The 24,762-nt window shown below is 68.8% G+C and carries 23 protein-coding genes and 1 tRNA gene; 19 read left to right on the top strand and 5 right to left on the bottom strand.

Annotation, left to right across the window (positions count from 1 at the left end; all coding sequences use genetic code 11):
- Window positions 1-91 precede the first annotated feature (91 nt).
- On the bottom strand, window positions 92-292 hold the full coding sequence (locus ACSVC7_RS23785) for a hypothetical protein (RefSeq protein WP_448207217.1): 201 nt from the start codon (window positions 290-292) through the stop codon (window positions 92-94).
- A gap of 611 nt (window positions 293-903) precedes the next feature.
- Here ACSVC7_RS23785 and hisG point away from each other — a divergent pair.
- The 11 genes from hisG (at window position 904) to ACSVC7_RS23730 (ending at window position 10,058) form a co-directional block, all read left to right on the top strand.
- Window positions 904-1,614, top strand: a complete 711-nt coding sequence (gene hisG / locus ACSVC7_RS23780; protein WP_448207218.1) for an ATP phosphoribosyltransferase — start codon at window positions 904-906, stop codon at window positions 1,612-1,614.
- Window positions 1,598-2,920: a histidinol dehydrogenase gene (gene hisD, locus ACSVC7_RS23775; protein ID WP_448207219.1), complete on the top strand. Its 1,323-nt coding sequence runs from the start codon at window positions 1,598-1,600 to the stop codon at window positions 2,918-2,920. The genes hisG and hisD overlap by 17 nt, the downstream gene beginning before the upstream one ends.
- Window positions 2,917-3,399 (top strand): UPF0262 family protein, encoded by a 483-nt coding sequence (locus tag ACSVC7_RS23770; RefSeq protein WP_448207220.1) that lies wholly within the window; start codon window positions 2,917-2,919, stop codon window positions 3,397-3,399. The genes hisD and ACSVC7_RS23770 overlap by 4 nt, the downstream gene beginning before the upstream one ends.
- Window positions 3,400-3,415: 16 nt before the next feature.
- Window positions 3,416-3,877: an arsenate-mycothiol transferase ArsC gene (locus ACSVC7_RS23765; protein WP_448207221.1), complete on the top strand. Its 462-nt coding sequence runs from the start codon at window positions 3,416-3,418 to the stop codon at window positions 3,875-3,877.
- A gap of 169 nt (window positions 3,878-4,046) precedes the next feature.
- Complete coding sequence (locus tag ACSVC7_RS23760) at window positions 4,047-6,329, top strand: hybrid sensor histidine kinase/response regulator (protein ID WP_448207222.1); 2,283 nt, start codon at window positions 4,047-4,049, stop codon at window positions 6,327-6,329.
- 96 nt (window positions 6,330-6,425) lie between these two features.
- Complete coding sequence (locus tag ACSVC7_RS23755; RefSeq protein ID WP_448207223.1) at window positions 6,426-7,457, top strand: lytic transglycosylase domain-containing protein; 1,032 nt, start codon at window positions 6,426-6,428, stop codon at window positions 7,455-7,457.
- A gap of 137 nt (window positions 7,458-7,594) precedes the next feature.
- Window positions 7,595-7,813, top strand: coding sequence for a translation initiation factor IF-1 (gene infA, locus ACSVC7_RS23750; protein ID WP_014198195.1), 219 nt, complete (start codon window positions 7,595-7,597; stop codon window positions 7,811-7,813).
- Window positions 7,814-7,833: 20 nt separating this feature from the next.
- A complete protein-coding gene (locus tag ACSVC7_RS23745; protein WP_448207224.1) occupies window positions 7,834-8,439 on the top strand; it encodes a Maf family protein in 606 nt (201 codons plus the stop codon).
- Complete coding sequence (locus tag ACSVC7_RS23740) at window positions 8,436-9,668, top strand: ribonuclease E/G (RefSeq protein ID WP_448207225.1); 1,233 nt, start codon at window positions 8,436-8,438, stop codon at window positions 9,666-9,668. The genes ACSVC7_RS23745 and ACSVC7_RS23740 overlap by 4 nt, the downstream gene beginning before the upstream one ends.
- On the top strand, window positions 9,665-9,850 hold the full coding sequence (gene yacG / locus ACSVC7_RS23735) for a DNA gyrase inhibitor YacG (RefSeq protein ID WP_448207226.1): 186 nt from the start codon (window positions 9,665-9,667) through the stop codon (window positions 9,848-9,850). Before ACSVC7_RS23740 ends, yacG begins: the two co-directional genes overlap by 4 nt.
- A 132-nt stretch (window positions 9,851-9,982) precedes the next feature.
- Window positions 9,983-10,058, top strand: a tRNA-Phe gene (locus ACSVC7_RS23730).
- Window positions 10,059-10,189: 131 nt separating this feature from the next.
- On the opposite strand, the gene ACSVC7_RS23725 is transcribed toward ACSVC7_RS23730, so the two are convergent.
- Window positions 10,190-12,190 (bottom strand): tetratricopeptide repeat protein, encoded by a 2,001-nt coding sequence (locus tag ACSVC7_RS23725; protein WP_448207227.1) that lies wholly within the window; start codon window positions 12,188-12,190, stop codon window positions 10,190-10,192.
- Window positions 12,191-12,361: 171 nt separating this feature from the next.
- On the opposite strand from ACSVC7_RS23725, the gene ACSVC7_RS23720 reads away from it, so the two are divergent.
- From ACSVC7_RS23720 to ACSVC7_RS23710, 3 genes are read left to right on the top strand one after another with little or no spacing between them, the layout of a single operon-like run.
- On the top strand, window positions 12,362-12,835 hold the full coding sequence (locus ACSVC7_RS23720) for a MarR family winged helix-turn-helix transcriptional regulator (protein WP_448207228.1): 474 nt from the start codon (window positions 12,362-12,364) through the stop codon (window positions 12,833-12,835).
- Complete coding sequence (locus ACSVC7_RS23715; RefSeq protein ID WP_448207229.1) at window positions 12,828-13,973, top strand: HlyD family secretion protein; 1,146 nt, start codon at window positions 12,828-12,830, stop codon at window positions 13,971-13,973. The genes ACSVC7_RS23720 and ACSVC7_RS23715 overlap by 8 nt, the downstream gene beginning before the upstream one ends.
- A gap of 5 nt (window positions 13,974-13,978) precedes the next feature.
- Entirely contained in the window at window positions 13,979-15,514 is a 1,536-nt protein-coding gene (locus ACSVC7_RS23710; RefSeq protein WP_448207230.1) for a DHA2 family efflux MFS transporter permease subunit, read from the top strand.
- 19 nt (window positions 15,515-15,533) lie between these two features.
- On the opposite strand, the gene ACSVC7_RS23705 is transcribed toward ACSVC7_RS23710, so the two are convergent.
- A complete protein-coding gene (locus tag ACSVC7_RS23705) occupies window positions 15,534-16,118 on the bottom strand; it encodes an NAD(P)H-dependent oxidoreductase (protein WP_448207231.1) in 585 nt (194 codons plus the stop codon).
- A 228-nt stretch (window positions 16,119-16,346) separates the two neighbouring features.
- Here ACSVC7_RS23705 and ACSVC7_RS23700 point away from each other — a divergent pair, with 228 nt between their 5' ends.
- The 4 genes from ACSVC7_RS23700 to ACSVC7_RS23685 all read left to right on the top strand — a co-directional run bounded on the left by ACSVC7_RS23700 (window position 16,347) and on the right by ACSVC7_RS23685 (window position 21,065).
- On the top strand, window positions 16,347-17,435 hold the full coding sequence (locus ACSVC7_RS23700; RefSeq protein WP_448207232.1) for a ParA family protein: 1,089 nt from the start codon (window positions 16,347-16,349) through the stop codon (window positions 17,433-17,435).
- Between the two features lie 162 nt (window positions 17,436-17,597).
- A complete protein-coding gene (rocF, locus tag ACSVC7_RS23695) occupies window positions 17,598-18,554 on the top strand; it encodes an arginase (protein ID WP_448207233.1) in 957 nt (318 codons plus the stop codon).
- A 51-nt stretch (window positions 18,555-18,605) separates the two neighbouring features.
- Window positions 18,606-19,817, top strand: a complete 1,212-nt coding sequence (gene rocD, locus ACSVC7_RS23690; protein ID WP_448207234.1) for an ornithine--oxo-acid transaminase — start codon at window positions 18,606-18,608, stop codon at window positions 19,815-19,817.
- A gap of 132 nt (window positions 19,818-19,949) precedes the next feature.
- Window positions 19,950-21,065, top strand: a complete 1,116-nt coding sequence (locus ACSVC7_RS23685; protein ID WP_448207235.1) for a succinylglutamate desuccinylase/aspartoacylase family protein — start codon at window positions 19,950-19,952, stop codon at window positions 21,063-21,065.
- A 160-nt stretch (window positions 21,066-21,225) separates the two neighbouring features.
- Here the strand turns inward: ACSVC7_RS23685 and gabT are convergent, their stop codons facing one another.
- Window positions 21,226-22,512 carry a 4-aminobutyrate--2-oxoglutarate transaminase gene (gabT, locus tag ACSVC7_RS23680; protein ID WP_448207236.1) on the bottom strand — a complete coding sequence of 429 codons (1,287 nt, stop codon included), beginning with the start codon at window positions 22,510-22,512 and terminating at the stop codon, window positions 21,226-21,228.
- A gap of 26 nt (window positions 22,513-22,538) precedes the next feature.
- Window positions 22,539-23,999, bottom strand: coding sequence for an NAD-dependent succinate-semialdehyde dehydrogenase (locus ACSVC7_RS23675; RefSeq protein WP_448207237.1), 1,461 nt, complete (start codon window positions 23,997-23,999; stop codon window positions 22,539-22,541).
- A gap of 139 nt (window positions 24,000-24,138) precedes the next feature.
- Here ACSVC7_RS23675 and ACSVC7_RS23670 point away from each other — a divergent pair, with 139 nt between their 5' ends.
- On the top strand, window positions 24,139-24,723 hold the full coding sequence (locus tag ACSVC7_RS23670; protein ID WP_448207238.1) for a cupin domain-containing protein: 585 nt from the start codon (window positions 24,139-24,141) through the stop codon (window positions 24,721-24,723).
- The last annotated feature ends 39 nt before the right edge of the window (window positions 24,724-24,762 follow it).

Here is a 24,762-nt window from a genome sequence, read left to right as displayed (position 1 = left end):
ATTGTCTTGTTCAATGCAGACACGGATATTCAACGCCGCGGCGCTCGTCAATGGGAATAATCTTCAGCGCGAGTATGTAAATACGGCCTGTTCAACGGCGGCGCGTGTTCGCGCGGCGGGCCATCACCTGGAGGGCGGCGCGCTCGGCCTGGGAGACGTTGCGGAAGGTCCGGCGGTCCAGGTCCTTGAAGGTCCAGTCGGACACGAAGAAGGTGAAGCCGCCGCGCTCCGCGACGACGATTCCGGCGGACCGGCCCTGGACTTCGATGGCGTAGGCGTTGGACGTGCCCATGGCAGAATTCTCCCCTCGTCCCGCCGCGCTCCGGCGTGCGGGATCGTGCAAATCGGATCGGTGTGGTCAGGCGAAAGCGGTCAGCGGCAACACAGGTCGCGACGACACATGCGCATGAGGGTGTCGATCCGATGGGCGGGGGAGGGGGAAAGTGTCTTGGTCATTCCGGTCTCTCCTTCTCAGAGGTCCACGACCGGTATCGTGGCGCTTTAGCGTTTGGTGACGCGGCGCAAGCTGCTGCGATCAAATTGCCGCGGGGCGCCCGGAATGGGCGTCCGGGAATTTATCTACAATTTTGGTGGGCATTCCGTCAAGCGGGAAAATCTCCGCCGTGTGTAAAAAGCGCAGAACAACTTAATGCAGACGTGAAAAGCGCCCCGGCCGATCCGGCGGCCTGCGGGGGGTGACCGGCTGCTTGGCGCTTTCCTCTGCCATGGCTCGTGTCCTTCGCTGGGGGGCGAATCCAACCGGACCCGGTGGGCGGAGTTCCCCGGAACGGAGGGGCGGACCGCCAACCTCGGACACCTTGAGTTCGATTATGCCTCCTTGGGCAGTGACGGCGGCGCGGAATGTGGTATATCCGGGCAGCGGTCCAGCCCGAGGAGAGTTCTTTGTCCGCCGATACCCGTGCTCTTGGCGCGCCGGCCACCAACCCGCCGGTCAATGACCCGCTGGTCCTGGCCCTGCCCAAGGGACGCATCCTGAAGGAACTGCGCCCGTTGCTGACGCACGCCGGCATCCAGCCGGAAGCGGAATTCGACAACGAGGACAGCCGGCTCCTGCGTTTTGCGACCAACATCCCGAATCTCAGCATCATCCGCGTCCGGTCCTTCGACGTGGCGACCTTCGTCGCCTTCGGCGCCGCCCATCTGGGCGTGGCCGGCAACGACGTGCTGATGGAGTTCGACTATCCCGAGATCTACGCGCCGCTCGACCTCGGCATCGGCAAGTGCCGCCTGTCGGTCGCCGAGCCCGTCGAACTGGGCGAGAGCGACGACCCTTCGCGCTGGAGCCACGTGCGCGTCGCCACCAAGTATCCGGAGGTCACCAAGAGGCATTTCGCCGCGCGCGGCGTGCAGGCGGAATGCGTCAAGCTGAACGGCGCGATGGAGCTTGCCCCCACGCTGGGCCTGTGCCGCCGCATCGTCGATCTGGTGTCCACCGGGTCGACGCTGAAGGCGAACGGGCTGGTGGAGATCGAGCACATCGCCGACGTGACCTCCCGCCTCATCGTCAACCGGGCCGCCTTCAAGACTCGGCCCGAGGAAATTTCCCGCTGGATCGAACGCTTCCGGGAGGCCGTGAATGCCCGTCAGGCTTGATGCCCAGGATCCCCGCTTCGCCGAGGGTTTCGAAGCGCTCCTGCACGCCAAGCGGGAGACCAGCGAGGACGTGCAGGCGCTGGTCGCCGGCGTCATCGACGACGTGCGCAAGCGCGGCGACGCGGCGCTGATCGACTACACCACCCGCTGGGACCGCCAGACGCTGACCCCCGCCACGCTGCGCATCGCGCAGGACGAGGTGGACGCCGCCGTCGGCCAGTGCGACGCGGCGCTGCTGCAAGCGCTCGACACCGCGGCGGAGCGGATCGAGAGCTTCCACCGCCTGCAGGTGCCGGACGTCACCGACTACCGCGACGCTCAGGGTGTGCGGCTGGGTGCGCGCTGGACCCCGGTGGGGGCCGTGGGCCTCTACGTGCCGGGCGGCACGGCGGCCTATCCCAGCTCCGTCCTGATGAACGCGATGCCCGCCAAGGTCGCGGGCGTGGAGCGCATCGTCATGGTGGTGCCGACGCCCGATGGGAAGATCAACCCGCTGGTGCTGGCCGCCGCCAAGCGCTGCGGCATCACCGAGATCTACCGCGTCGGCGGCGCCCAGGCGGTCGCGGCGCTGGCTTACGGCACGGCGACCATCGCGCCGGTGGACAAGATCGTCGGCCCCGGCAATGCCTTCGTCGCCGCCGCCAAGCGGCTGGTCTACGGCACGGTGGGCATCGACAGCATCGCCGGCCCGTCGGAAATCCTGGTGGTCGCCGACAGCAAGAACGACCCGGCCTGGATCGCCATGGACCTGCTGTCCCAGGCGGAGCACGACACCTCGGCCCAGTCGATCCTCATCACCGACGACGCGGCTTTCGCGGACGCCGTCGCCAAGGCGGTGGACACGCATCTGGAAACCCTGCCGCGCACGGCCATCGCCGGCGAAAGCTGGCGGGAGCACGGCGCCATCATTACGGTGCGCGACCTCATGGCGGACGCTCCGGCCCTGGTCGACCGGCTGGCGCCGGAGCATCTGGAACTGGCGGTGGAGGATCCCGACGCGCTGGCCGCCAACGTGCGCAACGCCGGGGCCATCTTCCTCGGCCGCTTCACGCCGGAGGCCATCGGCGACTATGTCGCGGGTCCGAACCACGTCCTTCCGACGGCGCGCAGCGCGCGCTTCTCGTCCGGCCTGAACGTGCTGGACTTCATGAAGCGGACGACCTTCGTCGCCTGCGACGCGGAGAGCGTCAACGTCATCGGTCCGGCCGCGGTCACGCTGGCGCGGGCGGAGGGGCTGGGCGCGCATGCGCTGTCGGTCGCGCTCCGCCTGACTGGCAGCAGCATGACTGGAGGAGGCAAGGCGTGACCGCGAAGAGCAACCGCCGCATCGTCCACGTGACGCTCGACGAGAAGTCCGTCGTCCGGCGAAAGCCGGAGGTGGAGCACGAGCGCGCGGTTGCCATCTTCGACCTGCTGGAGGACAACGAGTTTTGTCCGTGCGACCACGCCGACGCCGGTCCCTATCACCTGCACCTGTCCATCGAGGACAACCGGCTGGTCTTCGACGTCCGGCGCGACGACGACACGGTGCTGGACAAGATCACCCTTCCGGTCACCGGCTTCCGGTCGATCGTGAAGGACTATTTCCTGATCTGCGAAAGCTACTATCAGGCCATCAAGCGCTCCACCCCCTCGCAGATCGAGGCCATCGACATGGGGCGCCGCGGCTTGCACAACGAGGGGTCGGAGATGCTGCGCGAACGGCTGGCCGGTAAGGTCGAGATGGACCTGCAAACGGCGCGTCGGCTGTTCACGCTGATCTGCGTCCTCCACATCCGCGGCTGACGGGGCGGGGCGGCGCATGGCCCCGGTGATGCAGCCGCTCCCCGTGACGAGCGTGTTGTTCGCCTGCACCTACAACATGATCCGCTCGCCTATGGCGGCGGCGATGATGAGGCATTTCCACGGCACGCGCGTCTATGTCGACTCGGTCGGCGTCCGCGAGGGCGACGAGGTGGACCCCTTCGCCGTCGCGGTGATGGAGGAGATGGGCATCGACCTGTCCCGCCACCGCTGCCGCACCTTCGAGGATCTGGAAGACACCAACTTCGACCTGATCGTCTCCCTGTCGCCGGAGGCCCAGCACCGCGCCATCGAGATGACGCGCACCATGGCCTGCGACGTGGAGTTCTGGAACACCTTCGACCCCACGCTGGTGGACGGCAACCGCGACCTGATGCTGGATGCCTACCGGAAGGTCCGCGACGGCCTGCTCGACAAGATCAAGGAGCGCTTCCCGCTCTCGCGCGGGCCGACGGTTTAGCGCCGCAACGGCCTCGCTTTCCGGGCATGTGCCATTTTGGCGCTCTTTTCCCAAGAGATAGGGAATCCAGTTCAACAAGGCCGGGTTGCGGTGCTATTGAGGTGAATCATCGAAGGGGGCGCCGGTCGCCGGATAGGCTGAGGCGTTCCTTGGGGAGGTTCACCGCCTGATGCCCTCTGGCCTGTTGTCCCGCCTGAACCGTGCCTGTGGCCCGCGCAGCCTTCGTGTGCGCCTGATGGGGGTCGTGCTGGCGTCGCTGGCCCTGCCGCTGGCCGGCGTCGTCTACTTCTTCGACCAGCAACTCGAACAGCGGCTGACGACGGCCCGCGAGCTGGCGCGCCACCTGACCGAGGACGGGGTGGAACGGCAGCGCGACCTGATCGGGGAGGCGCGGAACCTGCTGGGCGTCCTGTCGCTGGTGCCGGCCATCCGCGATGCCACCCCGGACAACACCGACGCCTGCGTCGCCACGCTGGCGCCGATGCCGCGCCAGCACCGCTGGACCACCGGCGTCTGGGTGACCGACGGCGACGGCAACATCATCTGCGACACCACCGGCCCCGGCGCCGGCATCAGCCTGCGCGAGCGCGAGTATTTCCAGCGGGCGCTGGACACGCGCTCCTTCGTGCTCAGCGACTTCGTCATCGGCAAGCGCTCCGGCAAGCCGCTGATCCTGGCGGTGCAGCCGCTCGTCGAGAACGGGGTGATCCGGCGCGTCATGGGCGTGGCCATCGACCTCGCTTGGCTGACCGACCTCGTGAAGGTGACCAAGCAGGACGATGCGCGCATCATCGTGCTGGACCGCAACGGCGCGCTGATCGCCCGCCAGCCCGATCCGGAGGGCTGGGTCGGCCGCAGTCTCGCCGAATTCCCGCACGTCAAACGCATGCTTGCGGAGAAGAACGGCGTCTTCGACGGCACCAGCGTCGATGGGCACACCCGCATCTGGGCCTTCCAGCATTCGCCGGAAACGGACACCACCTTCGCCGTGGGCATGCCGACCGAACCCATCCTGGCCGAGGCGCGGCGCGACCTGACGCGCGGGCTGGTGCTGCTGGGGGTCGCCGGCCTGCTCAGCGTCGCGGCGCTGTGGGCGCTGCTGCACGCGTCCGTGCTGCGCTGGATGCGGCTGCTCAGCCAGGCGGCGTCGCGCATTGGTGCGGGTGAGGTCGGCGCGGTGGTGGAGACCAAGGGGGCGCCGGAGGAAATCCGCCTCGTCGCCACCGCCTTCAACGACATGTCCGGCCGCCTGAAGTCGCGCGAGGCGGAACTGCGCGCCGCCATGGAGGAGGCCCGCGCCGGCAGCCGCGCCAAGGAGGAATTCCTGGCGACCATGAGCCACGAGATCCGCACGCCGATGAACGGCGTGATCGGATTCGCGGAGATGCTGCTGGAAACGCCGCTGACCGTCGAGCAGCGACGCTACGCCACCCAGGTGCGCGAGGCCGGGCGGTCGCTTCTGACGGTCATCAACGACGTGCTCGACCTGTCGAAGCTGGAAGCGGGGAAGCTCGACCTCGTCTGCGTGCCCTTCCGCATCGACGATCTCGCCGACCGCTGCCAGGCCATGGTGCGCCTGACTGCCGAGCAGAAGGGGCTGGAACTGCACACCACCGTGTCGGCGGCGGCGCGCGGCTATGTGCTGGGCGACCCCGACCGGGTGCGCCAGATCCTGCTGAACCTGCTGGGCAACGCGGTGAAGTTCACCGACAAGGGCAGCGTGCGCCTGACCGTCAAGGCCATGGGCGACGAGGCCGGCGCCCGGCGCTACACCTTCACGGTCACCGACACCGGTATCGGCGTGCCCGAAGACCGCCAGCGGGAGCTGTTCCAGCGCTTCACTCAGCTGGAGCGCGGGCGCGGCGGCACCGGGCTGGGGCTGGCGATCTGCCGACGGCTGGTGGAGTTGATGAACGGCGAGATCGGCGTGGAGAGCCGGCCGGGGGTGGGCAGCACCTTCTGGTTCAGCCTGCCGCTGCAACCCGCCAGCGCCTCCGACGTGGACGAGCTGGACGGCGGGCCGTCCCTCCACCACGAGCCGGCCGGCGGGGGTGCCCGCATCCTGCTGGCCGAGGATCTGGCGATGAACCGGGACCTTGCCATCACCATGCTGACCAAGGCCGGCCACCATGTGGACGCCGTGCCGGACGGTGCCGGCGCGGTGGAGGCGGTGCAGAAGCGCGACTACGACCTCGTGCTGATGGACGTGCAGATGCCGGTGATGGACGGGCTGGAGGCGACTCGCCGCATTCGCGCCCTGCCGGGTCCGGTCGGCCGCATCCCGATCCTGGCCCTGTCCGCCGGCGTGCTGGCGGTGGAGGTGGAGCGCTGCCGGCAGGCCGGCATGGACGACCATCTCGCCAAGCCGCTGGAGAAGGCCAAGCTGCTGGCCGCCGTGGACCGCTGGAGCACGTCCGGCCGGCTTGCGCTCGCCACCCAGTTGATTGAATAAAATTAACGAGTGTGTGCTATACGGGAACTGTTGTTCCCCGCCGCCCGGCCTTTTCGAAGGGCCGTGGCGGCACCGCCCTGACGGTGCTGGTGTTCCATGAAGGTCGCGCAGCCTCCTCTCGCCCCGATTGCCGAGCGAAAGCCGGATGCCCCGCCGCGCCCGAACGTGGCGGACGACGCCGGTCCGTCGTTCCAGGATCTCCTCGCCCAGTCGCAGCCCGTGCCGCGCGGGCGGCTGGGCAACGGGCAGAAGGCGCCGCCGGCTCCGGTCCAGAAGCCCGAGGCCCCCATCCAGCTGTCCGACGGCACGCGCGTGCCCTTTCCCGGCCGCAAGCCAGAGGCCGAGGACAGTGCAGCTTCCCCCACCGCCCTGGCGAGCCGGGCGGAGGCCGGGCGGGTCGTGCTGGCCGCGCAGCAGGTGGCCGGCCTGTCGGGCCACAGCTTCACCGCCATCCTTGCCCAGGCGACCCAGGAAAGCGGCCTGAACGCCATGGCGAAGAACCGCTCCAGCTCTGCCGCCGGTCCCTTCCAGTTCCTGGAGCGCACCTGGCTCGACCTGTTCCGCCGCTATGGTGCCGCCTACGGGCAGGGGGAACTGGCCAGCGCGATCCAAAGCCGCAATGGCATCCCGTCGGTCGCCGACCCGGCGCTGCGCAAGAAGATTCTCGACCTGCGCCAGAACGTGGACCTGTCCGCCGGCATGGCCGCGCGCTATCTTGCCGACGGACGGGAACGGCTGGAATCGCGGCTGAAGCGCCCCGTGACGGAGACGGAAAGCCGCATCGCCTACGTCATGGGCGTGGGCGGTGCTGCCAAGCTGATCCGCGCGTCCGAGTCGACCCCGAGGGCCTCGGCGGCCGAGCTTCTGCCGTCTGCGGCGAAGAGCAACCGGAATTTGTTCTACGACCGCTCCTCGGGCCGGGAGCTGACCGCGTCGGAGACCATTTCGCGGCTGACCCGCCGAATGGAGACCGACCAGAAGCAGATGTTCGAGGCCATCGCCCAGGCCGCGGAGCCTCGGCAAAGGCTGGACGGCAGCCCGTCGCCGCTCAGTTCCTTCCAGTCGGCGGCGCTGCCGGGTGGCGCGGCCGATGATGATGGCGTGGACGGCGAGTCGCTGCTCGGCTGACCCGCCGCGGAGGCGTGACGAAGGCCGCGCGTTCCCGGTTGAACGTCACGGCAAGATCCCTGCGGTGGAATCCCACTTGACCCCGGGGCCTCGGGAGGTCAGTTATTGCCTCGAAACTGTTACGGACTATAGGGGCTATGGCTAAGGAAGATCTGATCGAGTTCTCCGGGACCGTCGTTGAGCTGCTACCGAACGCGATGTTCCGTGTGAAGCTCGACAACGAGCATGAGGTGCTGGCCCACACGTCGGGCAAGATGCGCAAGAACCGCATCCGCGTGCTGGCTGGTGACCGCGTCAACGTCGAAATGACGCCCTACGATCTGACCAAGGGCCGGATCACGTTCCGGTTCAAGTAGTCGGCAATCCTCTCCGCGTGATGAACACAGTGTCCACGCCCCGGCTCGTGCTGGCGTCCGCCTCGCCCCGCCGGCTCGATTTGTTGCGCCAGATTGGCGTGGTTCCAGACGCGGTCGACCCCGCAGACATCGACGAATCGCCGCTGCCGCGCGAGCTGCCCCCGCAGCACGCGCTGCGTCTGGCCGGTGAAAAAGCCGCCGCCGTGGCCGCGCGCCACCCCGGCGCCTTCGTGCTGGCCGCCGACACGGTCGTCGCCTGCGGCCGCCGCATCCTGCCCAAGGCGGAGGAGGAAAAGCAGGCGCGCGCCTGCCTCGGCCTGCTGTCCGGACGGCGGCACCGGGTGTTCGGCGGCGTCGTGCTGCTGTCCCCCGCCGGGGACGGCGAAGCCCCCCGCCGGTCGGAACGGGCGGTGCGCACCGACGTGACCTTCAAGACGCTGGCCGCGGAGGAGGTCGACTCCTATCTCGCGTCCGGCGAATGGCACGGCAAGGCCGGCGGCTACGCGATCCAGGGCCGGGCGGCGGCCCATGTCCGCTGGATCGGCGGCTCCTACAGCAACGTGGTCGGCCTGCCCCTGTTCGAGGTGTCGGCGCTGCTCCGCGGTGCGGGCTACCCGCTGCCGTGAGCGGGACCAGGGGCGCCGCTTCCATCGAAATTCTGGTGGACCGGGACGGTCCGCTGACGCGGGCGGCGGTGCTGACCAAGGGCCGCCTGACCGACCTCTACATCGACCACGCCGGGCGGCCCTCGCTGCTCGGCCATGTGTTCCTCGGCAAGGTGGAGCGCATCGCCACGGGGCTGGACGGAGCCTTCGTGGACCTTGGCAATGGCGTGTCGGGCCTGCTGTCGGTTGGGGACGCGCGGGGGCCGAAGGGCCGGGTCGAGCGCATCGGGACGCTGCTGCGCACCGGGCAGCCGGTGCTGGTCCAGGTGAAAACGGACGCCGTCGGCGCCAAGGGACCGTCCCTGACCATGGACATCACGCTGCCGGGCCGTTTCCTGATCCACGCCCCGCTGGGGCGGGACGTGGCGGTGTCGAAACGGCTGGGCAGCGGGCCTCAGCGGGCCGAACTGGCCCGCCGCATCCAGGACATCGCGCCGGGGTCCGGCTGGATCGTCCGGGCGGGGGCGGTGGACGCGCCCGACGCGCTGCTGGAGACCGAATCCGACGCGCTGCATCTGGCGTGGCGGACGCTGAGCGACGCGGCGGCACGCGCCACCGCACCCGCCCTGCTGCTGCAAGGCCCCGACGCGCCGCAGCGGGCGCTGATCGAGCATGGCGCGGCCACCCCGACCCGCATCACCGTGGACGACGCGGCGCTGGCGCGGGAAATGACGGACTGGTGCGCCGACCGCGCACCGGACCTGGAGGAGCGCGTCGTCCCGCACGACGCCCGCCTGCCGGGGACAAGGCGCCTGTTCGACCTGCGCGACCTGGATGCGGAGATCGAGGACTTGCTCGGCACCCGCGTGCCGCTGTCCGGTGGTGGCTCGCTGGTGATCGAACGCACCGAGGCGATGACCGTCGTGGACGTGAACGCCGGGGAACGCGGCAACCCGCTGGACGTGAACCTGGAAGCGGCGACGGAGGTCGCCCGGCAACTGCGCCTGCGCAACGTCGGCGGCATCGTCGTGGTGGATTTCGTCAACATGCGCAACCGCGGCGATGCGGAGCGCCTGTTGAACGCCCTCTCCCGCGCGGTGGAGGACGACCCGGCGCAGACCCAGGTGTATGGACTGTCGAAACTCGGGCTGGTGGAGATGACGCGGGCGCGGCGGGGCACGGCCCTGGCCGACCTGCTGGCGCCCATCCGTTGCCCGGCCCGTGGCCCGGCGACAGAGGACAAGCGATGAACGACAACAACAAGCCCGAAAAGGCCTGCCCCATCTGCGGCCGTCCGGCCACGCCGGAAGCGCGCCCCTTCTGCTCCAAGCGCTGCGCGGACGTGGACCTGTCGCGCTGGCTGGGCGGCGTCTACCGCATCGAAAGCAACGATCGCGGTGACACGGACGCCACCGACGACGCGGAGGAATGAGCGTCGCGGGGCGCCGTTCGGGACCGTCAAAATTTTGCATTTTTGGGCTAGACAGGCCCTCCGAATTTGCCTACAAAGCGCGCCTCGACGCGCTGCGGTGGCCTCCCCGGCCGACAACGCCGCAGCCCCGGTGCCCAGGTAGCTCAGTTGGTAGAGCAGGGGACTGAAAATCCCCGTGTCGGCGGTTCGACTCCGTCCCTGGGCACCACTTTCTCCCCAAAAGAACAGTGGTGTCGGCTGAAGCCGCAGGTTGGCCTCCCAATCTGGTCACGTCAGCGTCGCTGACGGGCTACCGAACCGCTTGAGCCAATTCTCCCTTTTCAGCGCGTCCGCGCCGGTTCAGCCGGTGGATGGCCGTAAGCTTTCGCTCTCGCCCGCTGCCACGCGGGAAAGCTCCGCGACGACCCGTTCGACGGTCGCAGTCCAGTCGCCGGGGTGCTGCTGTCGGAACAGGCAGGCGGTGGGGTACCAGGGGCTGTCGTCGCGGTCGAGCATCCAGCGCCAGTCCGGCACGTAGGACAGCAGCACCCACACCGGCACGCCCAGCGCCCCCGCCAGATGCGCGGTTGCGGTGCAGGAGGTGACCACCACGTCCATCGCCAGGATCGCCGCGGCGTTGTCGCGGAAGTCTCCAAGCTCCGGCCCAAGATCGGTGAAGGACGCCGGCAGGACCCGTCCGGCCAGCGCGTCCCGGCCGGGGCCGAACTGGAGCCCAAACACGCGGCAGTTGGGAACGTCGAGAACCGGCAGCAACGGCTCCAGCCCCGGCGAGCGCTCCCGGTCGCGGGCAAAGCTCGGGTTGCCGGCCCACACGAGCCCGACCTTCAATCCCGGCCCGGCCAGCCGCTCCCGCCAGACGGCCGCCCGCTCCGGTTCCACGCTCAGATAGGGGATCTCGGCCGGGACGCTGTCCAGCGTGGTGCCGAAGGCGCGCGGAAGGCTCAGCAGCGGGCAGTGCAGGTCGAAGGCGGGCAGGGGATCGCCTTGTGGGATAATGCGCTCGACCCCCGGCAGAGTCCGGAACAGGGCCACCAGCGGCGGCGGTGCCTCAAGGACAACCCGGCCGCCGCGCCGGGCGACTAGCGGGGCGTAGCGGACGAACTGCAAGGTGTCACCAAGCCCTTGCTCCGGGTGCAGCAGGATCGTCCGTCCCGCCAGTTCCTCCCCCGACCAGAGGGGCTGGGCGAAGTCGCGCTTGGTCGCGCGTTCCTTCTCGCGCAACCACCGCCACTCGTATTCGTCCCATCCCTCGCGGAGCCTTCCCTGGAGCAGCAGGACCAGCGACCGGTTGAGGTGAATCTCCGGGTGGTCGGGCCGCAGCGCCAGCGCGGCGCGGTAGGCCTCGTCCGCCTCGGCCATGTGCCCCTGCAGATGGAGGGTGTAGCCCAGGTTGTTGAGGGTTTCCGCGTCGTCGGGCCAAAGGTCCAGCACGGCGCGGTACGCGGCGGCGGCCTCTTCCAGCCGTCCCAGATCCTGAAGGGCGGTGCCCAGGTTGTAGCGGGCGTCCCGGTGTTCGGGCTGCCGGTCGAGCGCCGCGCGGTAGGCGGCGATGGCCCCTTCCGGATGCTCCTGTTCCTGAAGGGAAAGGCCGAGGTTGTTGAGGATGTTCGGATCGTCGGGACGCTGGTCCAGGGCGGCCCGATGGGCGGCGACGGCCTCGTCCAGCCGCCCGAGTTTCCGGAGCGCGTTGCCCAGATTGTTGAGCGCGTCCGGAAAGCCGGGCCGGAGGTCCAGCGCGGCGCGGAACGCGGTGACGGCCTCGTCCAGACGCCCTTGCCGTTGCAGAACGGCGCCCAGGTTGTTCCGGGCCTCCCCGTGGTTGGGCTGGAGTTCCAGCACGGCGCCATAGGCGGCGGCCGCGTTGTCCAGGTCCCCCATCTGGAAAAGCGCGTGGGCCAGATTGTTAATGGCGTCCAGATAGCCGGGCCGCAGGTCCATGGCGGTGCAGAAGGACGCGATGGCCTCGTCCAGGCGGCCCAGCGCCTTCAGCGAATTGCCCAGGTTGTTGTGGGCCTCCGGGTAATGGGGATGGAGGTCCAGCGCGCTGCGGCAGGCGGCAACCGCCTCCTCCCAACGTCCCCGGTCGTGGAGCACAAGGCCGAGGTTGGAATAATAGGCCGCGTCCTTTTTGAAACGCAGGGCGCTTTTGATGTGCGATTCGGCCTCGTCCAGGCGGCCCGTCTGGTAGCAAGCGACGCCGAGCAGGTGCAGCGCGTCGTTGTTCTTCGGGTCCCGGCGAATGAGGGAGCGGTATATCGCCTCGGCTTCGGAGATTTTGCCGGCTTGGTGACGTTCGATTGCCGTTGAAAGGCCGGCTGCGGCACCAAGCTGCTTTTTCATTTTGTGATGTCTCGCCGAAACGGAGCCCGATCTTTTTAGCTACGGGCGTCCGATTAAGAAAATGTTGACGGGCTGGCCTGCGCTGAGCGCTGGGCGAGGGGCTTCCGGCCCCCTTGCGCCGCAATGCCAAGCATCCATATCATAAGCAAGCTTATCATAAGGCCGCTTTTCATGTCCTTGCCAAACCAACCGACCCTCGGCTTCCTGCTGCACGACACGGCGCGGCTTCTGCGCAAGCGGTTCGAGCAGCGCGCGCGCCACCTCGGGCTCACCCGGTCGCAATGGCAGGTGCTGGCCTATCTGGCGACCTGCGAAGGCATCCACCAGGGCGGCTTGGCGGAACTGCTGGACATCGAGCCGATCACGCTGGTGCGCCTCGTCGACAAACTGGAGGCTATCGGGCTGATCGAACGGCGCTCCCACCCGACGGACCGCCGCATCCGGCTGCTGTACCTGACCGAAGCCGCGCACCCCCTGATCGACTCCATGCGGGAGCTGGGTGACGCCACGCGCGCCGAAGCGCTGGAGGGCGTATCGCAGGCCGACCGCGAGGCGCTGTTCCGGGCGCTCACCACCATGAAATCCAACCTGGTCGAGGCGTGCGAACGCCCGATCGACGAACAGAGCACGAAGAAACATGGCTGACGGAAGCACGGTGAAGGAACCGGCCGCCCTGGTCGGTGCGGAGCCCGGCCGGACGCCGGCGGCACCGGCCCGGTCGAAGCGGCGCTGGCTGCGCCCGCTGCTGTTCGCGCTGCTGCCGGTGGCGCTGGTCGTGGGCGGCTACGAGTACGTCACCGGCGGTCAGATCATGTCCACGGAGAACGCCTACGTGCAGGCGGACATGGTCAACATCGCCACCGACGTGTCGGGCATCGTCAAGCAGATCGACGTCCGCGAGAACCAGCGGGTGACGGCCGGCGACGTGCTGTTCCGGCTGGACGATCTGCCCTTCCGCCTGTCGCTGGAGCGCGCGGAGGCGCAGATCGGCATCGTGCGCAACGAGCTGACCGCCCTGCAGGCCAGCTACCGCGACATGCAGGCGCAGATCGCGCAGGCGCAGGCCGACCTTGCCTTCTACAGCACCGACCTGGAACGGCAGAAGCAGCTCGCCACCAGCAACTTCGCCTCGCGCGCCACCTACGACCAGTCGCAGCACAACGTGCAGACGGCACAGCAGAAGCTGGCGTCGCTGAACCAGCAGCTCGCCGGCATCGCCGCGAACCTGAACGGGCAGCCGGGCGCGCCGGTGGAGCAGCATCCCCGCTACCGCGACGCGGTGGCCGCCCGCGACGAGGTCGCCCGGCAACTGTCCCACAGCATCGTGCGCGCGCCGATGGACGGCGTGGTGACCAAGGTCCCGTCGCTCCAGGTCGGCCAGTACCTGCCGGAGGCGACGGCGGCCTTCAGTCTGGTCGCCACCGATCACGCCTGGATCGAGGCCTCGCCCAAGGAGACGGAGCTGACCCACGTCCGGCCCGGCCAGCCGGTGACGATCACGGTGGACGCCTATCCCGGCGTGGAATGGGCCGGCACGGTGGACAGCATCAGCCCGGCGTCGGGCGCCAGCTTCGCCCTGCTGCCCGCGCAGAACACGTCCGGCAACTGGGTGAAGGTGGTGCAGCGCATCCCCATGCGCGTCCGCATCGACACGCCGGACGGCAAGCCGCCGCTGCGCGTCGGGATGAGCGTCGTCGTCGACGTGGACACCGGCCACGCCCGCGGCCTTCCGGAATTCGCCAGCGCCCTGTTCGGCACGGCGCACGCCCAGGGCCATGAGTAAGGGCCATGAGTAAGGCCGGCACACCGCATGTCGCCAACCGCGGGGCGATCACGGTCTGCGTGATCCTTGCGGTCATCATGCAGGCGCTGGACACCACCATCGCCAACGTGGCGCTGCCCTACATCCAGGGCAGCGTGTCGGCCAGCGCCGACCAGATCAACTGGGTGCTGACCTCCTACATCGTCGCGGCGGCGATCATGACCCCGCCCTCGGGCTATCTGGCGACCCGCTTCGGCCGCAAGCAGGTGCTGAACATCTCCATCGCCGGCTTCGTGATCGCGTCGGTGCTCTGCGGCCTTGCCCAGTCGCTGGTGCAGATCGTGCTGTTCCGGCTGCTGCAGGGCTTCTTCGGGGCGGCGCTGGTGCCGCTGTCCCAGGCCATTCTGCTGGACATCTACACGCCGGAGGAGCGAGGCTCCGCCATGGCGCTGTTCGGCGTGTCGGTGATGGTGGGGCCGGTGCTCGGCCCCGTGATCGGCGGCTGGCTGACCGACCACGCAAGCTGGCGCTGGGTCTTCTACATCAACGTGCCCATCGGCGCGCTGGCCTTCGCCGGCGTCTCCGCCTTCGTGACGGAAAGCCGCAAGGATATGGGGGCGAAGCTTGATTGGCTGGGCTTCGGCCTGCTCAGCCTGTCTATTGCATCGTTGCAGCTTTTCCTGGACCGGGGCGAGCAGCTGGACTGGTTTTCCTCGGGCGAGATCCAGGTGGAGGCGCTGGTGGCCGCCTCGGCCTTCTACCTGTTCCTGGCCCACACCTTCACGGCCAGGGATCCCTTCGTGAAGCCGCGCCTGTTCCTGGACCGCAACTTCACGGTGGGGATGCTCTTCATCTTCATCATCGGCATCACCTATCTGGCCTCGCTGGCCTTGATGACGCCCTACCTGCAAACGCTGATGGGCTATCCGGTGGTGACGGCGGGCATCGTCATGGGGCCGCGCGGCCTGGGGACCATGGCCTGCATGTTCCTGGTCGGCAAGCTGATCGGCCGGGTGGACACGCGTTGGCTGCTGCTGACCGGGCTGGGGATCACCGCCTGGGCCATGTACGACATGATGGGCTGGACGCCCGACGTGTCGCAGTGGACCATCATCCGGGTCGGCTTCATCCAGGGGGCGGGACTGGGCTTCCTCTTCGTGCCGCTGACCACCGTGACCTTCTCCACCCTGGCGCCGGAGCAGCGGGGGGAGGGGACGGGCCTGTACAACCTGTCGCGCAACATCGGCTCGGCGGTTGGGATTTCCATCGTCACGGCTTTGCTGGTCCGGAACACCCAGATCAACCACGCCGAGATCGCCACCACCATCACCCCGTTCAACCACCTGTTCGAGGCCCCCATGGTCGCCAAGGCGCTGAGCCCGCTGACCGCCCCCGGACGTGCCGCGCTGGACGGGCTGATCACCCAGCAGGCGACCATCATCAGCTATGTCGACGATTTCAAGCTGCTGATGCTGCTGTCGCTGGTGGTGATGCCGCTGGTGCTCCTTCTGCGCAAGCCGGCCCGTCCCGCCGCCGTCGACCACAGCGTGGCGATGGAGTGATCCCCGGCACCTCCCGCCCCTACGCGCCCTGGGCGCCGAGGTCGCGCATCCGCCGGAGCCAGCCCTGCCGCGTCGCCGCGCTGGCGTTGCCGACCATGCCGAACAGCGTTTCGCGCACGGGCTTGATGCCGACGAAGCGCAGGATGTTGCGCTCCAGCCCCTTCAGCCCGTGGGCGAAGAACCACCAGCGGTAGATGAAGGCGGGCATGCCCATCGTCACGACCAGCCGGGCGGAGCGGCCGGCGAGAAGCAGCTTCGGGCCGCCCTTGTTTTGATAGTCGAAGGCGACGCCCGGCCGCATCACCTGCTCCAGGAAGGCCTTCACCAGCGCCGGCATGGTGCCGAGCCAGAGCGGGAACACCATCACGATGTGCTCCGCCGCCAGGATGGCCTGCTGGGCGGGGCGCAGGCTGTCGGGCAGCGGTTCATGCTCGAAGTCGGTCTGGCTGCGCAGAAGGGGGAAGTCCAGCGACGCGATGTCCACCCGCGTCACCAGATGTCCGGCGTCGCGCGCGCCTTCGGCGTAGGCGTCGGCCAGCGCGCGGCACAGGCGCTGCGGGTCGGGGTCGGGATGGCCCTGGATGACGACGATCCGGCACGGCATGGCGGCACCTCCGGTCTCTCTGCGATCCTCGGCCAGCGTGGCACGCCGAATCGGGGCCGGCGATGATCTGGCGCAAGGGGCGGGTGGCTCCTTCGGGGGAGCGACCGAACGTCCGGGGAGACTCGGGAGGGTCGGATGCTTATAGTGCGCCCTCCGAATCACCAGAGGCCCGGCGGCAGGGCGTTCCAGCCCCAAAGTGTTGCCGTAGAACGACGAAGCGGAACGGACATGCACAGCCACGAAGACGTCTTCGACGCGCCGGAGACGCGGCAGCCGACCATTCTGTCGGTGTACAATCAGAAGGGCGGCGTCGGCAAGACGACCACCTCGGTCAACCTCGCCATCGCGCTGGCCGCGCTGGGGAAGAGCGTCGTGCTGATCGACTTCGACCCGCAGAGCAGCGCCACCAGCAACTTCCTGCTGCGGGAAAAGGCCAGGGTCGGGATCAACGACCTGCTGAGCCAGGAAACCTTCGTCGAGGACGCCATCACGCCCACCAGCTTCGACGGGCTGTCGATGATCATCGGCGCGCGCAAGCTCTATTCGCTGGAACACGCGCTGGACCAGCGCGGCGGCTCGCAGCGGGGCCTGCGCAAGGCGCTGCACTTCACGCACAGCCCGCCGGACTATGTGGTCATCGACTGCCCGCCGGCGCTGGGCCATCTGGCGGCCGGTGCGCTGGCGGCCTCGGACCGGCTGGTGCTGCCGGTGTTTCCCGGACGCTACGCGCTGGACGGGCTGCGCCGCACCCTGTCGGTGGTGGAGCACATCCAGAAGGGCCTGAACCCGAACCTGACGGTCGCCGGCATCCTGATGCTGTCGATCACCAACGACGAGGTCGGGCGGGAATCGCTGACCCAGCTGCGCACCGAATATCCGGACCTGATGTTCCGCACGGCGGTCCCCTACGACGTGGATGTGGTGAAGGCCACCTACCGCCGCATGCCTGCCGCGATCTACAGCCCCGACGGGCGCACCACCACGCGGTTTCTGACGCTGGCCCACGAGATCATCCACGGCCGGGGCACCGCCCCCGCGGACGAGCAGATTGCCCCGGCGCTGGACCGCATCCGCTCCTGGCACGAGGCCACCGACGCCTCCTACAGCGCGCGGCGCGCGGCCTCCACCTCGGACGAATCGGACGATTCCTCCGCCAGCGGCGGCAGCGGCAACGCGCGGACGGCGGAGCGCGGCAAGTCCGGTTCCTCCGGCCGGGCGGTCGTGGCGGCGCTGATCGGGCTGGCCGTCGGCTTCGCGCTGGGCGCGGTGGTTGGCCCGCCGATCCTCGGCACGGTGCTGGCCGGGCTGGGCGGCTGACGCAGGGTTTTGTATTGCCCGTGCCGTTTCGGTAAGCGGTACTTCGCAAACTGGCACTTTGGCCGCCGATTCTTGCCACTTTGCCGTCTTTTTGCCGCCTCCGCTCTTCCCGATATTTGTCCGTAAGGCGAAGCATCGCGTTGCGGAAGGGAGGCGGGCGGCATGACGTCGGAGGTTCAGCGGTTCATCGACATCCTGGGCGTTCCCATCGAGGCGGGGGCCGGCCATCCCGGTGCCGTGATGGGGCCGGCGGCCCTGCGCACGGCGGGTCTGGTCCGCGCGTTGCGCGACCTGGGCCACGAGGTCCGCGACCTCGGCGACTTGGTGCCGGAGCCGTGGAACGCGGATGAGGCCGAAGCCGCCCGCCTGCGGGAGATCACCGCATGGTCGCGGGCGCTGGCCGACCGCTCCTATCGCATGATGCAGGCGGGTGGCGTGCCGGTCTTCCTGGGCGGCGACCACAGCCTGTCCATGGGATCGGTCACCGGCGTGGCCCGCCACTGCCGGGAGACGGGGAAGCCCCTGTTCGTGCTGTGGCTCGACGCGCACGGGGACTTCAACACGCCGACCACCTCGCCGTCCGGCAACATGCACGGCATGCCGGTGGCCCTGCTGTGCGGGGAAGACGGCTTCGACGGCGTCTTCGCCGGCGAGCAGCGGGCGCTGGTCGATCCGGCCCATGTGCACCTGTTCGGCATCCGCTCCCTTGACCCCGGCGAGCGGAAGCTGCTGCGGGCGCGCGGCGTCGACGTCGTGGACATGCGGCTGATCGACGAGCACGGCGTCGGCGTCCACATGCGCCGCATCATCGATCGCGTGAAGGCCGCCGGTGGCCACCTGCACGTCAGCCTGGACGTGGACTTCCTCGACCCCTCCATCGCGCCGGCCGTCGGTACGGCGGTGCTGGGCGGCGCCACCTACCGCGAGGCGCACCTGATCATGGAGATGCTGCACGACGCGGGCATCGTCGGCTCGCTGGACGTGGTGGAGCTGAACCCCTTCCTCGACGAGCGGGGCAAGAGCGCCCTGCTGCTGGTTGATCTGGTGGCCAGCCTGTTCGGCCGCCGCATCATCGACCCGGCCGTCACCCAGTCCCAGATCGGCGGGCAAGCCGTCTGAAAAGCCCAGACACGAACGAACCCGCCACGAAACGAACCCGGAGAAAACGCCATGACGCAGCACGCCGCCGACCTGATCGGGACCGAATCGCGCCTGGGCGCCCACAACTACAAGCCGCTGGACGTGGTTCTGGCGCGGGGGCAGGGCGTCTATGTCTGGGACGTGGACGGCAACCGCTATCTCGACTGCCTGTCGGCCTATTCGGCCGTGAACCAGGGCCATTGCCACCCGAAGATCCTGGAGGCGATGGTGGAGCAGGCGTCCAAGCTGACGCTGACCTCCCGCGCCTTCCGCAACGACCAGTTGGCCCCCTTCTACGAGGAACTGGCGGCGCTGACCGGCTCCCACAAGATCCTGCCGATGAACAGCGGGGCGGAGGCGGTGGAGTCCGCCATCAAGACCGTTCGCAAATGGGGCTACGAGGTGCGCGGCGTGCCGGAGAACGCGGCGGAGATCATCGTCTGCTCCGACAACTTCCACGGCCGCACCATCACCATCATCAGCTTCAGCACCGACCCCGACGCGCGCGGCGGCTTCGGCCCCTACACGCCGGGCTTCCGCACCGTGCCCTTCGGCGATGCCGGGGCGCTGGAAGCGGCGATGAACCCCAACACCGTCGCCGTCCTGCTGGAACCGATCCAGGGCGAGGCCGGCGTGATCATCCCGCCGCCCGGCTATCTGCGCCGGGTGCGCGACCTGTGCACCGAACGCAACGTCGTGATGATCCTGGACGAGATCCAGACCGGCCTCGGCCGCACCGGCCGGCTGCTGGCCGAGGAGTATGAGGGCGTGGAGGCCGACGTGACGCTGATCGGCAAGGCGCTGTCCGGCGGCTTCTACCCCGTGTCGGCGGTTCTGTCGAACTCGGAGGTTCTGGGCGTGCTGAAGCCCGGCCAGCACGGAAGCACCTTCGGCGGCAACCCGCTGGCCTGCGCGGTGGCCCGCGCCGCCATGCGCGTGCTGGTCGAGGAAGGCATGATCGACAACGCCGCCGTGCAGGGCGCCTATTTCCAGGAGCAGCTTGCCGGCATTCGCAGCAACCTCGTCCGCGAGGTGCGCGGGCGCGGCCTGATGCTGGCGGTGGAGCTGCACCCGGAGGCGGGCGGTGCGCGCCGCTATTGCGAGGCCCTGCGGGCGCGCGGCGTGCTCGCCAAGGACACCCACGACCACACCGTCCGCATCGCCCCGCCGCTGGTCATCACCCGCGAACAGGTGGACTGGGCGCTGGAGCAGTTCGACGCGGTGCTGACGGGGGGACGGTAAGGGTTTGCCGGCGGGGGGCAGCATTCTTCCGGGGCGACCCTTCCATGCGCCGGGAATCTGACGCCGGGGGAGGTGCCCGGCACGGTTAGGGTGTATGGTTCGGTTTCCACGTTCCACCAGCGCCGGCCCGACATGCACAGCGAAACCATCGCCCTTCCGTCCTCCACGCCCGGTACCCATCGGACCCTGACGGTCCAGCGCTTCGGCGCGCGCGGCGCGCGGCCTTGCGTCTATCTCCAGGCGTCACTGCACGCCGACGAGATCCCGGCCATGCTGGTGGCCGACAAGCTGCGCCGCATCCTGACGGGCCTTGAGGCGGAGGGGCGTCTGGCGGGCGAGGTGATCCTGGTCCCCGTCGCCAACCCGATCGGCCTCGGCCAGTCGGTGATGGGCGACCACATCGGCCGCTTCGACCTCGCCGACGGGCGCAACTTCAACCGTGACTACGCCTATCTGACCGAGGCGGTGGCCGAACGCGTGGACGGGCGTCTGACCGGCGACGCGCTGGCCAACGCGGCCACGATCCGCGCCGCCCTGGCCGAGGCGCTGGCCGAGCGCACGCCGCAGACCGAGGCCGACCACCTGAAGCACAGGCTGCTCGGGCTGGCGCTCCAGGCCGACTATGTGCTGGACCTGCATTGCGACGTGGAGGCGGTCATGCACCTCTACACCCTGACGCCGTCGGCGGAGGCCTTCGCGCCGCTGCAGCGGCTGCTGGGGGCGCAGGCGGTGTTCCTCGCCACGGAATCCGGCGGCGACCCCTTCGACGAGGCGGTCAGCCGCCCCTGGAACGAACTGCGGGAGCGCTGGCCGGACAAGCCGATCCCCTTCGGCTGCCATTCGGTGACGGTGGAACTGCGCGGACAGGCCGATGTGGGGCACGGCGTGGCCGAGGCGGACGCGCAGGCCATCGCCGGCTTCCTCGTCCATGTCGGCGCGGTGGCGGGCGACCCGCCGGCCCTGCCGGAGCCGCTTTGCCAGCCGACGCCGCTGGAGTCCTCCGAACCGCTGACCGCACCGGTCGGCGGCGTGCTGGTCTTCCACCGGTCGGTGGGGGAGCGGGTGGAGGCCGGCGACGTGATCGCCGACATCATCGACCCGCTGGACGGCACCCTGACCCAGGTCCGCACCGGCTCCGCCGGCCTTCTCTACGCGCGCATCGCCACGCGCTTTACCGCCGCCGGCAAGCGCATCGGCAAGGTGGCGGGAACCACCCTGCGCCGGTCGGGGCCGCTGCTGAGCCCGTAAAAGGGGCGTTCGTCAGCCGCTCGACGCCACCGTGATCCGGCGCGCGATGCCGGTATCCGGTCCGTGGTGACGGCAGGCGCCAGTTCTTGGGCCATCAGGCAAAAAGAAACCCTCCTCCCTTTCGGGAGGAGGGCGTTCAGGCTGAGGGGATCGCGAACGCTCAGGCCGCGACCAGCTCTTCGAGAGAGCGTTCGATGATGTCCAGTCCCTCGTTCACCAGCGCGTCGGACGCGGTCAGCGGGACCAGGATGCGGATCACGTTGCCGTAGGTGCCGCAGGACAGCAGGACCAGGCCCTTTTCCGCCGCCTTGGCGACCAGCGCCTTGGTCAGCTCCGGCGCCGGCTCCTTGGTGGAGCGGTCCTTGACCAGCTCCATGGCGATCATGGCGCCGAGGTTGCGGACCTCGCCGATGCAGGACAGCGTGTTGCGCTGGGCCATGGTGCGGAAGCGGCCGGCGATGTGCTCGCCCAGCGTCTGGGCGCGCTCGATCAGCTTCTCTTCCTCGATGACGTCCAGCACGGCGAGCGCCGCGGTGGTCGCCAGCGGGTTGCCGGCGTAGGTGCCGCCGATGCCGCCGGGGACCGGGGCGTCCATGATCGCCGCCTTGCCGGTGACGGCCGACAGCGGGAAGCCGCCGGCGAGGCTCTTCGCCATGGTCATCAGGTCCGGCTCGACGCCCGAATGCTCCACCGCGAACATCTTGCCGGTGCGGGCGAAGCCGGTCTGGATCTCGTCGATGATCAGCAGGATGCCGTGCTGGTCGCACAGCGCGCGCAGAGCCTGCAGGAACTCCGGCGGGGCGATGTTGAAGCCGCCCTCACCCTGCACCGGCTCCACGATGATCGCGGCGACGCGGGACGCTTCCACGTCCGACTTGAACAGCTGGTCCAGCGCCTTCAGGCTGTCCTGGACGCTGACGCCGCGGTAGGCGTTCGGGAACGGCACATGGTAGACGTCGGACGGGAAGGGGCCGAAGCCGACCTTGTAGGGCACGACCTTGCCGGTCAGCGCCATCGCCATCAGCGTGCGGCCGTGGAACGCGCCGGAGAAGGCGATGATGCCCGGACGGCCGGTGTGGGCGCGGGCGATCTTGACGGCATTCTCCACCGCCTCGGCACCCGTGGTGAAGAAGGCGGTCTTCTTCGGCGACTTGCCCGGCGCCAGGGCGTTCAGGCGCTCGGCCAGGGCCACGAAGGACTCGTACGGCGTGACCATCGCGCAGGTGTGCGTGAAGCGGTCGAGCTGGGCCTTCACGGCCTCGACCACCTTCGGGTGGCGGTGGCCGGTGTTCAGCACGGCGATGCCGCCCGCGAAGTCGATGAAACGGTTGCCCTCGACGTCCCACATCTCGGCGTTTTCCGCGCGGTCGATGTAGACCGGCATGGCGTTGGCGAGACCGCGCGGAACGGCGGCGTTGCGACGATCCTGGAAGGACTGGTTGCTCATGTCTTCTACCCCCGAGTCAGATCGCGTCAGGCGCCCAGGCCGACGCACAGGTATTTGATTTCCAGGAAGTCATCCATGCCGTACTTCGAGCCTTCGCGGCCGATGCCCGACTGCTTGATGCCGCCGAACGGCGCCACCTCGGTGGACAGGATGCCTTCGTTGATGGCGACCATGCCGTATTCCAGCTGTTCCGCCACCCGCCAGACGCGGGCGATGTCGCGGCTGTAGAAATAGGCGGCGAGGCCGAATTCGGTGTTGTTGGCCATGCGGATCGCGTCGGCCTCGGTCTCGAACTTGAACAGCGGGGCGACCGGGCCGAAGATCTCCTCGCGGGCCACGCGCATCTCGGTCGTGACGCCGGTCAGGATGGTCGGCTCGAAGAAGCTGCCGCCCAGCTCGTGCCGCTTGCCGCCGAGCGCCACCGTGGCGCCCTTGGCCACCGCGTCGCCCATCAGCTCCTCGACCTTGTCGATGGCCTGCGCGTTGATCATCGGACCCTGCTGGACGCCGAAGTCCATGCCGTTGCCGACGCGGATCTGCTTCACCGCCTCGGCCAGCTTGGCGGCGAAGGCGTCGTAGACGCCGGCCTGCACCAGCAGACGGTTGGCGCAGACGCAGGTCTGGCCGCTGTTGCGGTACTTCGACGCCAGGGCGCCCTTGACCGCCTCGTCCAGGTCGGCGTCGTCGAAGACGATGAAGGGCGCGTTGCCGCCCAGTTCCAGCGATACCTTCTTCACCGTGTCGGCCGACTGGCGCATCAGGATCTTGCCGACCTCGGTCGAGCCGGTGAAGGACAGCTTGCGCACCAGCGGATTCGCGGTCAGCTCGCCGCCGATGGCGACGGGGTCGGAACCGGTGACGATATTAAACACACCGGCCGGGATGCCGGCGCGCTCCGCCAGCACGGCGAGCGCCAGCGCGGACAGCGGCGTGTCCTCCGCCGGCTTCACCACGACCGTGCAGCCGGCGGCCAGCGCCGGGGCGACCTTGCGGGTGATCATGGCGCTGGGGAAGTTCCAGGGCGTGATCGCCGCGACGACGCCGATCGGCTCCTTCAGGACGACGATGCGCTTGTTGCTGGCGAAGGTCGGGATCACGTCGCCGTAGACGCGCTTACCCTCTTCGGCGAACCACTCGATGAAGTTGGCGCCGTAGATCACCTCGCCGCGCGCTTCGGCCAGGGGCTTGCCCTGCTCCAGCGTCATCAGGACGGCCAGATCCTCCTGGGCGGCGACGATCAGCTCGTACCAGCGGCGCAGGATGACGGCGCGTTCCTTGGCGGTCTTGGCGCGCCACCCCGGCAGGGCGTCGGCGGCGGCGGTGATGGCCTGCCGCGTCTCTTCCGCGCCGACGTCGGCGACGCGCGCCAGCTCCTCGCCCGTCGCCGGGTTGGTCACCGGAAAGGTCTTGCCGGAGAACGCGTTGCGCCACGCGCCGTTCACGTAGGCCTGTGTCTGAAGAAGGCTCTTGTCGTTCAGCGACAGCATTGTGATCCGCCTTGAGTAGGAACGTGTTGAGAGCGTACCATGTTTAATAAATTAAACAACCCTAATCGGGTGTTGAGATTTTGATGACGCACACACGCGAATCCGGTATGGCTTCCGGTCAGGAATGAGGAACCGCCCGATGGATGTGGACGCTGTGGATTTCGACGTCGGCGCGCGCCTGAAGCAGGTGCGTGAATCGCATGGATTGTCCCAACGCCAACTGGCTCAACGCGCCGGTGTCACCAACGGCACCATTTCCCTGATCGAGCAGAACCGGTGCAGCCCCTCGGTCTCGTCGCTGCGGAAGGTGCTGCAAGGCATCCCGATGACGCTGGCCGAGTTCTTCTCCTCCGACGACCTGCCGCCGCGCGAACAGATCTTCTTCAAGGGCGAACAGCTCGTCGAGCTGACCGGGCTGGTGAAGAGCAAGGTCGGCGTGATTTCCTACCGGCAGGTCGGCGACCTGCGTGGCCGCAACCTTCAGATCCTGCACGAGCGCTACGCGCCCGGCGCCGACACCGGCGGCCGCACCATGCTCCAGCACGAGTCGGAGGAGGGCGGCATCGTCGTCCGGGGCCGGATCGAGCTGACGGTCGGCGACCGCAAGGAAATCCTCGGCCCCGGCGACGCCTACCTGTTCGACAGCCGCGTTCCGCACCGCTTCCGCAACATCGGCGACGAAGAGTGCGAAATCATCAGTGCCTGCACGCCGCCCTATCTGTGACATTGCTTTAACACCACTGGGGCTTAAAACCGTCAGATG

This window comes from Azospirillum mesophilum, assembly GCF_053470405.2.
The sequence above is the reverse complement of the archived record's forward strand: the minus strand, read 5'-3'. Positions and strand labels throughout refer to the sequence as shown.

Excerpts from the sequence above, each read along its gene's own strand:
- ACSVC7_RS23785 (WP_448207217.1), bottom strand. The coding sequence starts at position 292 with ATGGGCACGTCCAACGCCTACGCCATCGAAGTCCAGGGCCGGTCCGCC.
- hisD (WP_448207219.1), top strand. The coding sequence starts at position 1,598 with ATGCCCGTCAGGCTTGATGCCCAGGATCCCCGCTTCGCCGAGGGTTTC.
- ACSVC7_RS23765 (WP_448207221.1), top strand. The coding sequence starts at position 3,416 with ATGGCCCCGGTGATGCAGCCGCTCCCCGTGACGAGCGTGTTGTTCGCC.
- ACSVC7_RS23760 (WP_448207222.1), top strand. The coding sequence starts at position 4,047 with ATGCCCTCTGGCCTGTTGTCCCGCCTGAACCGTGCCTGTGGCCCGCGC.
- ACSVC7_RS23755 (WP_448207223.1), top strand. The coding sequence starts at position 6,426 with ATGAAGGTCGCGCAGCCTCCTCTCGCCCCGATTGCCGAGCGAAAGCCG.
- infA (WP_014198195.1), top strand. The coding sequence starts at position 7,595 with ATGGCTAAGGAAGATCTGATCGAGTTCTCCGGGACCGTCGTTGAGCTG.
- ACSVC7_RS23745 (WP_448207224.1), top strand. The coding sequence starts at position 7,834 with ATGAACACAGTGTCCACGCCCCGGCTCGTGCTGGCGTCCGCCTCGCCC.
- yacG (WP_448207226.1), top strand. The coding sequence starts at position 9,665 with ATGAACGACAACAACAAGCCCGAAAAGGCCTGCCCCATCTGCGGCCGT.
- ACSVC7_RS23725 (WP_448207227.1), bottom strand. The coding sequence starts at position 12,190 with ATGAAAAAGCAGCTTGGTGCCGCAGCCGGCCTTTCAACGGCAATCGAA.
- ACSVC7_RS23720 (WP_448207228.1), top strand. The coding sequence starts at position 12,362 with ATGTCCTTGCCAAACCAACCGACCCTCGGCTTCCTGCTGCACGACACG.
- ACSVC7_RS23715 (WP_448207229.1), top strand. The coding sequence starts at position 12,828 with ATGGCTGACGGAAGCACGGTGAAGGAACCGGCCGCCCTGGTCGGTGCG.
- ACSVC7_RS23710 (WP_448207230.1), top strand. The coding sequence starts at position 13,979 with ATGAGTAAGGCCGGCACACCGCATGTCGCCAACCGCGGGGCGATCACG.
- ACSVC7_RS23705 (WP_448207231.1), bottom strand. The coding sequence starts at position 16,118 with ATGCCGTGCCGGATCGTCGTCATCCAGGGCCATCCCGACCCCGACCCG.
- ACSVC7_RS23700 (WP_448207232.1), top strand. The coding sequence starts at position 16,347 with ATGCACAGCCACGAAGACGTCTTCGACGCGCCGGAGACGCGGCAGCCG.
- rocF (WP_448207233.1), top strand. The coding sequence starts at position 17,598 with ATGACGTCGGAGGTTCAGCGGTTCATCGACATCCTGGGCGTTCCCATC.
- rocD (WP_448207234.1), top strand. The coding sequence starts at position 18,606 with ATGACGCAGCACGCCGCCGACCTGATCGGGACCGAATCGCGCCTGGGC.
- ACSVC7_RS23685 (WP_448207235.1), top strand. The coding sequence starts at position 19,950 with ATGCACAGCGAAACCATCGCCCTTCCGTCCTCCACGCCCGGTACCCAT.
- gabT (WP_448207236.1), bottom strand. The coding sequence starts at position 22,512 with ATGAGCAACCAGTCCTTCCAGGATCGTCGCAACGCCGCCGTTCCGCGC.
- ACSVC7_RS23675 (WP_448207237.1), bottom strand. The coding sequence starts at position 23,999 with ATGCTGTCGCTGAACGACAAGAGCCTTCTTCAGACACAGGCCTACGTG.
- ACSVC7_RS23670 (WP_448207238.1), top strand. The coding sequence starts at position 24,139 with ATGGATGTGGACGCTGTGGATTTCGACGTCGGCGCGCGCCTGAAGCAG.